This window comes from Propionivibrio sp. (assembly GCF_049316945.1).
Classification (GTDB): domain Bacteria; phylum Pseudomonadota; class Gammaproteobacteria; order Burkholderiales; family Rhodocyclaceae; genus Propionivibrio.
Window position 1 is genome coordinate 1 of record NZ_JBMOJE010000154.1, and the last position, 9599, is coordinate 9599.

General features: G+C 57.4%; 13 protein-coding genes. 11 read left to right on the plus strand and 2 right to left on the minus strand.

Annotated features, from left to right (window positions below; translation table 11 throughout):
* Positions 1 to 533 precede the first annotated feature (533 nt).
* The 5 genes from ACOYNV_RS22945 to tatC all read left to right on the plus strand — a co-directional run bounded on the left by ACOYNV_RS22945 (position 534) and on the right by tatC (position 2843).
* The gene (locus ACOYNV_RS22945) at positions 534 to 860 is read left to right on the plus strand and encodes a phosphoribosyl-ATP diphosphatase (RefSeq protein ID WP_422902132.1); all 327 of its coding nucleotides are present in this window, start codon (positions 534 to 536) and stop codon (positions 858 to 860) included.
* Positions 861 to 866: 6 nt separating this feature from the next.
* Positions 867 to 1217, plus strand: a complete 351-nt coding sequence (locus ACOYNV_RS22950; RefSeq protein ID WP_422902133.1) for a histidine triad nucleotide-binding protein — start codon at positions 867 to 869, stop codon at positions 1215 to 1217.
* Positions 1218 to 1228: 11 nt separating this feature from the next.
* Entirely contained in the window at positions 1229 to 1462 is a 234-nt protein-coding gene (tatA, locus tag ACOYNV_RS22955) for a Sec-independent protein translocase subunit TatA (RefSeq protein ID WP_422902134.1), read from the plus strand.
* Positions 1463 to 1550: 88 nt separating this feature from the next.
* Entirely contained in the window at positions 1551 to 1979 is a 429-nt protein-coding gene (gene tatB / locus ACOYNV_RS22960) for a Sec-independent protein translocase protein TatB (RefSeq protein ID WP_422902135.1), read from the plus strand.
* A 102-nt stretch (positions 1980 to 2081) separates the two neighbouring features.
* Complete coding sequence (gene tatC / locus ACOYNV_RS22965; RefSeq protein WP_422902136.1) at positions 2082 to 2843, plus strand: twin-arginine translocase subunit TatC; 762 nt, start codon at positions 2082 to 2084, stop codon at positions 2841 to 2843.
* A gap of 1 nt (position 2844) precedes the next feature.
* On the opposite strand, the gene ACOYNV_RS22970 is transcribed toward tatC, so the two are convergent.
* A complete protein-coding gene (locus tag ACOYNV_RS22970) occupies positions 2845 to 4020 on the minus strand; it encodes a trypsin-like peptidase domain-containing protein (RefSeq protein ID WP_422902137.1) in 1176 nt (391 codons plus the stop codon).
* Between the two features lie 19 nt (positions 4021 to 4039).
* On the opposite strand from ACOYNV_RS22970, the gene ACOYNV_RS22975 reads away from it, so the two are divergent.
* From ACOYNV_RS22975 to ACOYNV_RS22995, 5 genes are all read left to right on the plus strand, one after another.
* Entirely contained in the window at positions 4040 to 4786 is a 747-nt protein-coding gene (locus ACOYNV_RS22975; protein ID WP_422902144.1) for a Nif3-like dinuclear metal center hexameric protein, read from the plus strand.
* A 21-nt stretch (positions 4787 to 4807) separates the two neighbouring features.
* Positions 4808 to 5491: a fumarylacetoacetate hydrolase family protein gene (locus tag ACOYNV_RS22980; RefSeq protein ID WP_422902138.1), complete on the plus strand. Its 684-nt coding sequence runs from the start codon at positions 4808 to 4810 to the stop codon at positions 5489 to 5491.
* A gap of 16 nt (positions 5492 to 5507) precedes the next feature.
* Positions 5508 to 5864: a cupin domain-containing protein gene (locus ACOYNV_RS22985; protein ID WP_422902139.1), complete on the plus strand. Its 357-nt coding sequence runs from the start codon at positions 5508 to 5510 to the stop codon at positions 5862 to 5864.
* A 244-nt stretch (positions 5865 to 6108) separates the two neighbouring features.
* Positions 6109 to 7443 (plus strand): MATE family efflux transporter, encoded by a 1335-nt coding sequence (locus tag ACOYNV_RS22990; RefSeq protein ID WP_422902140.1) that lies wholly within the window; start codon positions 6109 to 6111, stop codon positions 7441 to 7443.
* Positions 7444 to 7752: 309 nt separating this feature from the next.
* Positions 7753 to 7992 carry an AbrB/MazE/SpoVT family DNA-binding domain-containing protein gene (locus ACOYNV_RS22995; RefSeq protein ID WP_422902141.1) on the plus strand — a complete coding sequence of 80 codons (240 nt, stop codon included), beginning with the start codon at positions 7753 to 7755 and terminating at the stop codon, positions 7990 to 7992.
* A 511-nt stretch (positions 7993 to 8503) separates the two neighbouring features.
* Here ACOYNV_RS22995 and ACOYNV_RS23000 read toward each other — a convergent pair.
* Positions 8504 to 9247, minus strand: a complete 744-nt coding sequence (locus ACOYNV_RS23000) for a phosphoribosyltransferase (protein ID WP_422902142.1) — start codon at positions 9245 to 9247, stop codon at positions 8504 to 8506.
* Between the two features lie 29 nt (positions 9248 to 9276).
* On the opposite strand from ACOYNV_RS23000, the gene ACOYNV_RS23005 reads away from it, so the two are divergent.
* On the plus strand, positions 9277 to 9411 hold the full coding sequence (locus tag ACOYNV_RS23005) for a hypothetical protein (protein ID WP_422902143.1): 135 nt from the start codon (positions 9277 to 9279) through the stop codon (positions 9409 to 9411).
* The last annotated feature ends 188 nt before the right edge of the window (positions 9412 to 9599 follow it).

A 9599-nucleotide genomic window follows, 5' to 3' on the forward strand; every position in this document is an offset into this window, starting at 1 on the left:
CTGAGATTTTCACAAAGTCTCAGCCCTGCAACTCCATCGGCACCGCAAACGTCACATTTTCTTTATCACCTGCAGGCTGACTTGACCGGTTTGTCAGCCGGTTAAGGAGTGGTTCTTACGTGATCCTGATGATTTCGACTACGAAGCTGAGGATTCCGCGTGTGCAAAGAAAAAAATTTGCACACCCTACCGGACTACCGAGCTGGTTCGCTGCGAGCCAATGAATACGGCCATCTTCAGACCATCTGCCCCGGAAGCCAATGGTCATGAGGGTTACACGGCACCGAAGTCCGTAGGGTGGCTCTGCACCCCAAGGGATTTCTGAAAAACCTTTTCAGGTGATTGATTGTCTGACGAGGATTACGTCTCAACGAAATCAAAAGTATCAAATAGTGTCTGATGTAAAATAGGATGCAGGAAGGCAATTGTATTGATTGGCTATGTGAGTAGCTAAGCTAGCTGGTTCTGGTTACGATCCTCTATTTGCAATGCCCGTAGCGAATCTTTGAAGACCCTAAGGAAATTTACAGAAAATGAGCACTCACGACATACTGCATCGCCTTTCCGAGACTCTGGCCTCGCGTCGCCATGCCGATCCGGAAACGTCCTACACCGCCAAACTGTTTGCCAACGGCCCCGACTCGATTCTGAAAAAGATTGGCGAGGAAAGTGCCGAACTGATCATTGCGGCCAAGGATGGCAAGCGCCTGAACATCGTCTGGGAGTCGACCGACCTGATTTACCACGTGATGGTCCTGCTTTCCTTTTACGGCATGGGCATTGAAGACGTATCCCAGGAAATGCGGCGTCGCGAAGGTGTTTCCGGGATCGACGAGAAGAAGTCACGGCCGGTCAAGTAGCAGGTCATGGACAATTGCCTGTTCTGCAAGATTGCGCGCGGTGAAATACCTTCGCGCAAAGTGTTTGAGGACGAAGATGTCTTCGCTTTTCACGATATCAATCCGGCGCGTCCGCTGCATATCCTGGTCATACCCAAGCGCCACATCACCTCGCTGGCGACGATTGCCGATACAGATACCTTGGTGCTTGGCCGCATTCTTGCCGTCGCCAACCAGTTGGCCTCGGAAAATGGCAGCCCGGACGGGTTTCGCGTCATCATCAACACGGGGCGCATCGGGCAGCAGGAAGTGCAGCACCTGCATGCGCACATCGTCGGCGGGCCGGAACCGGTCGGGCCGATGCTCAAGCGGGTTTAAGGAGATAGATCATGGGTAGTTTCAGTATCTGGCACTGGCTGATCGTTCTGGTCATCGTCATGCTTGTATTCGGCACCAAGAAATTGCGCAATATCGGCGAAGATCTGGGTGGCGCCGTTAAGGGGTTCAAGGAAGGCGTGAAGGACGCTGCGGCAGAGAACAAGCCGGCTGAATCAGCACCGCCACAGCAGGTCAGCGGCGGTCAGACCATCGACGTCGAAGTCAAGGAAAAGACCAGGTCGTGAAGAGTAGAGACTGAGGCGTCCAGAGTAAAACCGATCACGGTTCAGACTCTTACTCCTCACTCTTCACCCCTTACTCTTAACTTCCCAGATGTTCGATATCGGATTTTCTGAACTGATAGTCATTGCCATCGTTGCCCTGGTGGTGATCGGGCCTGAGCGCCTGCCCAAGGTGGCGCGCACGACCGGGCATCTGCTCGGGCGCATGCAGCGCTACGTCAATGACGTCAAATCCGACATCAGTCGCGAGATGCAACTCGACGAACTGAAGAAGTTGCAAGCGGAAGTGCAGGATTCCGCACGAAACTTCAAGCAGAGCATTTCCAGCGATATGCAGGCGGTTCAACAGACAGTCGATCAGACGGCACAATCAGTTGTTCAGGATACTGCACTGTCCGCGAACGCCAGCGTCACCGCAGCCGAGACGCAGGCAGTCGCGCCAGTTGTGGCCGCGACTTCGGTTGGGGCCGCCAGTCCCGAACCTAACGGGCATGGCTTTGAAAGGCACCCCGAATCATGAAAGTCACGCCCGTTCCCCTCTCCCCCGACCCTCTCCCACAAGTGGGCGAGGGGAGGTTCGAGAGTCGCTGGCGCGCCTTTCACGTGAAAGCATGATCCACGCATGAGCGGGTCGGAAGACTCCTTTCTCTCGCACCTCTTCGAGTTGCGCGACCGGCTGATCCGGGTTCTGCTGGCCATCGGCATCGTTTTTATTTGTCTGTTCCCCTGGGCCAAAGAACTGTATGCGCTGCTCGCCCAGCCGCTTTTGGCAACCCTGCCACAGGGCGGACAGATGATTGCCACCGACGTGGTCGGCGTTTTCCTGGTGCCGATGAAGGTGGCGTTGATGGTGGCCTTCCTCATTGCCTTGCCTTACGTTCTCTATCAGGTCTGGGGCTTCGTCGCGCCCGGTTTGTATGCCCATGAGAAACGCCTGGCGCTGCCGCTGGTGGCGGCCAGCGTGATCCTGTTTTTCATCGGGATGGCCTTCGCCTATTTTCTGGTATTTCCGACGGTATTCGGATTCATGGCCAAGGTGGCGCCGGAGGGTGTCGCCTGGATGACCGACATCGAAAAGTACCTCTCTTTCGTGATGAGCACTTTTATCGCCTTCGGCGTTACTTTCGAGGTGCCGGTCATTGTGATCGTTCTCGTCCAGATGCGCATCGTCACCCTCGTCACGCTCAGGGAGTGGCGCCCTTACGTGATCGTTGGCGCGTTCGTGGTCGGTGCCGTCTTCACGCCGCCGGACGTGATTTCCCAACTCATGCTGGCCATTCCGCTGTGCCTGCTTTATGAACTGGGGATGTTGATGGCACGCTTCATCAGCAAGCCGGAGGCTGCTCCGCTGCTGGAGTCGAACCAACCCCACAACAAGGGCTGATCTACTCGCGTTCGCGGCGGAGCAGTGGCCGTTTGCCGATGCGTATCGTGGTGTCGAAAAGGGTTTTCTGACGGCGCAGCTTGAATGGGATCGTATCGCCGGGTTTCTGGTTGGCGATCAGATCCAGCATGACCTGCGGATCCTTTACTGATTTCCCATTCACCTCAATCAGGATGTCCCCGGGTTTGACGCCACCGGCGTCAGCCGGACTACCGCGCTGCACGCCGGCGATCAGTGCGCCGTCCACTTCTGTCAGGCCAAAGGATTCGGCAAGGTCCCGAGTGATTTCCTGTGCCTCGACGCCAATCCAGCCGCGCGTTACCGTGCCGGTCTGGATGATCTGCTCCATGACATTCCTGGCGATTGATATCGGAATGGCAAAGCCGATTCCGAGCGAGCCGCCGGTTCGCGAATAGATTGCCGTGTTGATGCCGAGCAGATTGCCTTGGCTGTCAATCAGCGCGCCGCCCGAGTTGCCGGGGTTGATGGCGGCGTCGGTCTGGATGAAATTCTCGAAAGTGTTGATGCCCAGGTGCGAACGGCCGAGTGCCGAGACGATGCCCATGGTCACCGTCTGGCCGACGCCAAAGGGGTTGCCGATGGCCAGCACGACATCGCCGACGCTGATGTTGTCCATCTTGCCGAGGGTAATGGCCGGTAACTCCAAATTCCTGGCCTTTTCCGGGTCGATCTGCAGCACGGCGAGATCTGTCTCAGGATCGCCGCCAACCAGGCGGGCTTGCAGATTGCGCCCGTCGTTGAGAGCCACTTCGATCTGGTCGGCACCGTCGACCACATGAAAATTGGTGAGAATGAAACCACTCGTGCTGACAATGACGCCGGAGCCCAGCCCCGATTTGGTTTGGCCTTCAGCTTCCGGGCGGTCGCCAAAAAAATGGCGGAATAGCGGGTCGTCAATCAGCGGATGGCGGGGTGTTTTTATTTTCTGCGAGGTGAAGATATGCACCACGGATGGCAGCGCTTTTCTCGCTGCGTCACGGTAGGAGCCGGTGGCAGTGACCGGTTCGCCAAGGGGCGAGGATTCCTGCAGGGCGACGATGCTCGGCCCGCTGCCGATTGGCTTGCCCAGCCATTCGGGCTTGAGTGTGCTGACGACAAAAAGAACGGCAAGACTAACCGTGACGGTTTGTGCAAAAATCAGCCAAAGTCTGCGCATGGAAATCCGGAGCCAAATGATGAAACGTGAAGAATTGACGCGCTATCTCGATGAACTGCTCGATTCGGCGCGATTTAAGGATTATTGCCCAAACGGCCTCCAAGTGGAAGGAAGTACCGAAGTGCAGCGCATCGTCGCCGGTGTAACAGCCAGCCAGGCGCTGGTTGATGCCGCGATTGCACGCCGGGCAGATGCCCTGCTGGTGCATCATGGCTGGTTCTGGCGCGGCGAGGATGGGCGGGTGACCGGGTTTCGCAAGGTACGTCTGCAGGCGCTGCTGAAGTACGACATCAACCTGATCGCTTATCACCTGCCGCTCGACGGTCATGTCGAATTCGGCAATAACGCGCAACTTGCCAAACACTTGGGGTGGACCGTCGAAGGGCGCTTCGGCGAGCAGGATATCGGCTGGTATGGCCGTACCTCAGGCCCGACAACACTTTCCGAGTTGGCGCGGACGATCACCAGTAAATTACAGCGAGAGCCCTTGGTCATCGGCAATCCGGAGCAGCCGGCAAGCCGTGTCGCCTGGTGTTCGGGAGGCGCGCAAGGCCTTTTTGAACAGGCGCTGGCGCTGGGTGTTGACGTTTTTCTCTCGGGAGAAATCTCCGAGCAGACGGTCCATCTGGCGCGCGAATCCGCTGTCGCCTATATTGCTGCCGGACACCATGCCACCGAGCGTTACGGTGTGCAGGCGCTTGCGGCACATCTGGCTGAACGCTTTGGCCTTGAGTGCGAGTTTGTCGATATCGACAATCCGGTTTGAGTTTTTTTCACGGGAGTTTGCATGAGCTATGTTTTCCCGCCTGCAGCGCAGGTCGTTGTTCACGTCGCCGGTCTCACGGCTGTCTTCCCGGTACGGCGCGTTTATTGTGTCGGGCGGAATTACGCCGATCATGCGGCCGAAATGGGTGCTGACTCACGCGAGCCGCCCTTCTTCTTCAGCAAGCCGGCGGATGCGCTGGTTCCCGGCGGCGGCGATGTCGCCTACCCGCCGATGACCAGCAATCTCCAGCATGAAGTGGAGCTGGTCGTGGCGCTGGGCAAGGGTGGTTCCAATATCCCGGCCGATCAGGCGCTTGAGTGTGTTTTTGGCTACGCCGTCGGGTTTGACCTGACGCGGCGCGACCTTCAGTCCCGTGCCAAGGACAAGGGGCATCCGTGGGACATGGGCAAGGGTTTCGACCAGGGCGGGCCGATTGGCGAAATTCTTCCGGTGGAAAACGTCGGGCATCCGCTAAAGGGCGCCATCTGGCTCAAGGTCAACGGCGAGTTGCGGCAAAGCGGAGATCTTGCACAGATGTCGTGGAAGGTGGCCGAGGTGATTGCCAACCTCTCAAGCTATGTCTGTCTTGCTCCGGGTGACCTGATCTTTACCGGGACGCCGGCGGGCGTGTCGACGGTGGTGCGCGGCGATGTGCTTGAGGGCGGCGTGGCTGGCCTTGGCGAGTTGAAGATCAGGCTCGTTTGATGCGGCGTGAGTTGTTGTGAAAACCAGTTACGGGACCATCCCGGCCTACATCACCAAGGATGCTTCCGAAATCCGGGAACTGATGCACCCGGCTGTTCATGGCAATGCCCGGCAAAGTCTGGCCGAGGCGATCATTCAGCCGGGAGAGAAAACGCAGTTGCACCGGCATCAGGTGACTGAAGAGTTGTATCACGTCACGCAAGGCTTTGGAATGATGCGTCTTGGCGAAAACTGCTTTGCTGTCGCGGTCGGCGATACGGTGTTGATCGCGCCGGGAGTGGCCCATTGTGTGCAGGCGACGGGTGAATCGCCGCTGCATATTCTTTGCTGTTGCAGCCCGGCTTACAGCCATGACGATACGGAGCTGCTATAGCGTCCTGCTGGTCAGAACTCTGGGTGAGTAGCTGCAGGTAGTGAAGTTTGACCTGTTCTCTCAGGTAAGCATTCAGTTCGGCTTCATCATTTGAAGGTGCGCTTGTGCTCAACCAGCATCAGCTTTTTCAACGGCTATAGTGCCAAGAAGTCCGGTGCAAACCGTTGGAAACAGGCATTGAGATTTCCGCACCGGGCAATAATCGGATAGCCTGCCCCATCCGATTATTGACAGTCGCTCGCTCATGTTTGTTCACCAGTTCCGCCTGATTCTCCTGCACGCTACACCGATGCTGATTGCCCAGTTGGCCTCGATGGGCATGATGGTGATCGATACGGTTCTGCTCGGCCATTACGGCACCGAGGATCTGGCCGCCGTGGCGGTTGGTGGCGGGATTTACATTGCGGTGATCTTCGCATTCGCCGGCATTTTGCAGGCCGTCTCGCCGACGGTTGCGCATCTCAAGGGCGCCGGGCGCGACAGCGAGATCGCCGGCGCCTTGCAACAAGCCTTCTGGCTGGCTTTGCTGCTGACGGTCCCCGGTGTGCTGTTTCTGCAGCATCCGGATGCGCTGCTGGCCCTGTCGGATATCGAGCCGGGAGTCGAAGCCAAGGCCCGCGCCTATCTTGCCCTGCTGGCCTGGGGGATGCCCGCTTCGCTGCTCTATCGTACCTTCTACTCCTTCAGCAATGCACTTGGCCTGCCACGTCCGCTGATGCTGATCTCGCTTGGCTGCACGCTGTTGCACGGCGTTCTGGCCTGGTCGCTGGTCACCGGGTGGCCTGGCGGCGAGGGACTCGGCGCGCTGGGTTGCGGAATCTCGAACGTGGCCGTCGGCTGGTTTGCGCTGCTCTGCGCGGCGGCCTATATGGTTTTCGGCAAGTCGCTGGCCGCCTATCGCCTGCTGCACGACTGGCAGTGGCCGCGCATCGAGGCGTTGCGCGAATTGCTGCGCATCGGGCTGCCGATGGGCCTGTCCAGCTTCGTCGAGATTTCATCCTTCACGCTGATCGCGCTGTTCGTTGCGCAGCTTGGCGCGACGGTGGTGGCCGGGCATCGCATCGTCGCCAATCTGGCGGCCATCTGCTACATGCTGCCGCTGGCCCTGGCCATCGCCACGCTGGCACAGGTCGGGCAGGCGGCGGGGGCGCGCGACTGGCGACGGGCCGAAGCGTCGATCGCTGCCGGGCTGCTGCTCGCCGGCGGCCTGTCATTGGCGCTCGGGCTGCTTTTATGGCTGGTCGCCCAGCCGCTGACGCAAGCCTCCACCAGCGATCCGGCGGTGCAACAGGTGGCCATCTCGCTGATCGTCTATGTGGCGATCTATCAGGTGTTCGACGCGCTACAGACCGTCGCCGCCTACGCGCTGCGCGGCTACAAGATCACCTTTTTGCCGATGTTCGTGCACCTCGTCAGCTTCTGGGGGATTGGTCTTTTCGGTGGCTGGTGGCTGGCCTTTCGCAGTGCCCAGCCGATGGGCGTCGCCGGTTTCTGGATCGCATCGTTGCTCAGCCTGGTGCTGGCAGCCATCCTTCTTGGCGCACTGCTGTGGAAAGCCGTGCGCGAACGACGGGAATAGCGCCTGATTTGAGATGCTCTGCAGGCCGCGTGGAATGGCGATCTTGCGCTATGTACCTCGAAGAGGTGCGTATTTGCTTGATCTACAGGCAGCGTGCCTGGAGATGCTTAACTGGCGTGGCTTTACGACCGATAGCCGGAGTTGAAAACAATAGGGGACTTAGGCGGAAGCGACGACTCATCCATGTACCCAAGTACGCGCTGATCAAACAGGACACCAAGCTGATTTCGACAATCATTCTGTGCCGATTGCATGTCACCACTTCGGGTATTACAATAAATATCGCCGTAATACAAAAGGAACCATGCCATGTCGACAACACTTACCAGCAAGGGCCAGGTCACCATTCCCAAGCAGATTCGCGATGCGCTGAATCTGGGGCCCGACTGTTCGGTTGATTTTGCCGTCAATCGCGAGGGGGATGTCGTCATTCACAAGGTTGGCGCGAGGCCGAGTCGCAAGCCTGACCGCTTCGAGTCTGCCCGTGGCAAAGCCGACATCAAGTGGCGGACTGACGACCTGATGGCGCTGCTGCGCGGCGAAGGCTGAGGTTGCGTGGATGTGGCAGTGCCAATCAGCAGCCGATTTTTCCAGCCAGTGGAGGTAAAAGTGATAATCCTCCTCGGAAAAAATACAAGCCTCTCGATTCAAGGCGTTAAACATTTTTGTTGAAAATAAGCTCAATGACCTGAAACGACAAGCCGTCGCAAGCAACGCCGAAGACAAATTCGTCTGCGACTATTTCTTGCATCGTATTGGTTCGACTGGGACAAAAAACCGTCTTCAACAAATCCTATTAACGGCTTGCTCTCGATTGATTCCGCGTTGAAAATAGAACAATTGGGGACAGACCACGGTTTCATGATTTTTCTGCTCTGAAAACCAGAAACCGTGGTCTGTCCCCTGTTTTGCGAAGCTGACCCCTTGAGTTTGGTATAAGCCGGTACGCGCCGGGTATGTATAAGAGCGGTGGATATGTTCGGGTTTGAGGCGGAAGTGAACGCGATGGTGGAACAGCCGTGATTACTTGCTTTGCGCGACGCGCTGCGCGATTTCATGCTTACTCTGCCGCAGCAATTCGATTTCGGATGGTGTCAGCGTTCTCGGTGCGCACGAGGTACCGAGCTTCTGATTCAGTAAGCGCGTCGAAGGCGTGACCGAATCGGGCGCACCACCAGTTTTCGAGTTCGTTACCATGTTTTTTCCTCAATTCTTGAATACGTTCCGGGCTGGAGCTCAATTTCGCAGAGTAGGGCTTGCCTGTCAATGCGACGGCGGCCAGCACTCGTCCACCTTGAGATTCAATATAACCGCGCAAGTTCGCCAGGGTGCCACCCATGCCGATGAAGTCGTCAACCATCACATAATCGGCGCCTGGGATGATTGGCCCGGAAAAACTGGCTTGTCGGGCCAGACGGGAAAAACCATCCGCCCCGGTATGGCCGACAACATTGGTTTGCACCACGCCGGCATCGACGGGCCAGCCGAGCGTTTGCCCCAGTACGTCGGCAAAAACCTCCGGAATGGCATTAACCCCTTCGCGTTCAAAAGCATGGGCGCTGACCAGCAAGGGCTGTACTCCAGGCAGCAGCGCTTCCAACGCTGCCACTTTGGCCGGATTGAAGTTATCCCGGATCAGCACTTGAGCCGCCAGAACATCGCCAGCCTTGGCTTCGCGGTAAGCCGGATGCCCTTTAACCGCCGGTTCTTTGGCGTGGATCAGGACATCGGGGAACTCACTCCAAGTCGCGCGCTGTGGGTGGGTCGTCGATTGATCAAACAAGCTGTTGTGCATGGCCAACATGTTAACTCATCTCAACTTCAGGGTATTCAATGAACCAGGAAAATCTGCTTTCCCTCGTCGCCGGCCTCTCCGCTAAAGCCCAGCAGCTATGCATCGGCCTTGAATCCGGCGTCGCCGACCTTTACGATCTGGTGACACCAACGACGGCCGAATTGTTGCGCTGAAAACAAAAGGGGACAGATCATGATTAATTTTCATGTCAACATCCTTTAGAAGTTATCATCATTCGCCGCCTCCATCCCCGAGAAATCCATAGACCACGGATTCCTGTTTTTTCTGCTCTGAAAACCGGGAAACCGTGGTCTGACCCCTATTATTCCAGGTTTGACGGGTGTTTAGCCCTCACCCCAAC

What these genes read in the sequence shown, in the direction of transcription:
- ACOYNV_RS22945 (WP_422902132.1), top strand. Translation starts at nt 534, where the DNA reads ATGAGCACTCACGACATACTGCATCGCCTTTCCGAGACTCTGGCCTCG.
- ACOYNV_RS22950 (WP_422902133.1), top strand. Translation starts at nt 867, where the DNA reads ATGGACAATTGCCTGTTCTGCAAGATTGCGCGCGGTGAAATACCTTCG.
- tatA (WP_422902134.1), top strand. Translation starts at nt 1,229, where the DNA reads ATGGGTAGTTTCAGTATCTGGCACTGGCTGATCGTTCTGGTCATCGTC.
- tatB (WP_422902135.1), top strand. Translation starts at nt 1,551, where the DNA reads ATGTTCGATATCGGATTTTCTGAACTGATAGTCATTGCCATCGTTGCC.
- tatC (WP_422902136.1), top strand. Translation starts at nt 2,082, where the DNA reads ATGAGCGGGTCGGAAGACTCCTTTCTCTCGCACCTCTTCGAGTTGCGC.
- ACOYNV_RS22970 (WP_422902137.1), bottom strand. Translation starts at nt 4,020, where the DNA reads ATGCGCAGACTTTGGCTGATTTTTGCACAAACCGTCACGGTTAGTCTT.
- ACOYNV_RS22975 (WP_422902144.1), top strand. Translation starts at nt 4,040, where the DNA reads ATGAAACGTGAAGAATTGACGCGCTATCTCGATGAACTGCTCGATTCG.
- ACOYNV_RS22980 (WP_422902138.1), top strand. Translation starts at nt 4,808, where the DNA reads ATGAGCTATGTTTTCCCGCCTGCAGCGCAGGTCGTTGTTCACGTCGCC.
- ACOYNV_RS22990 (WP_422902140.1), top strand. Translation starts at nt 6,109, where the DNA reads ATGTTTGTTCACCAGTTCCGCCTGATTCTCCTGCACGCTACACCGATG.
- ACOYNV_RS22995 (WP_422902141.1), top strand. Translation starts at nt 7,753, where the DNA reads ATGTCGACAACACTTACCAGCAAGGGCCAGGTCACCATTCCCAAGCAG.
- ACOYNV_RS23000 (WP_422902142.1), bottom strand. Translation starts at nt 9,247, where the DNA reads ATGTTGGCCATGCACAACAGCTTGTTTGATCAATCGACGACCCACCCA.
- ACOYNV_RS23005 (WP_422902143.1), top strand. Translation starts at nt 9,277, where the DNA reads ATGAACCAGGAAAATCTGCTTTCCCTCGTCGCCGGCCTCTCCGCTAAA.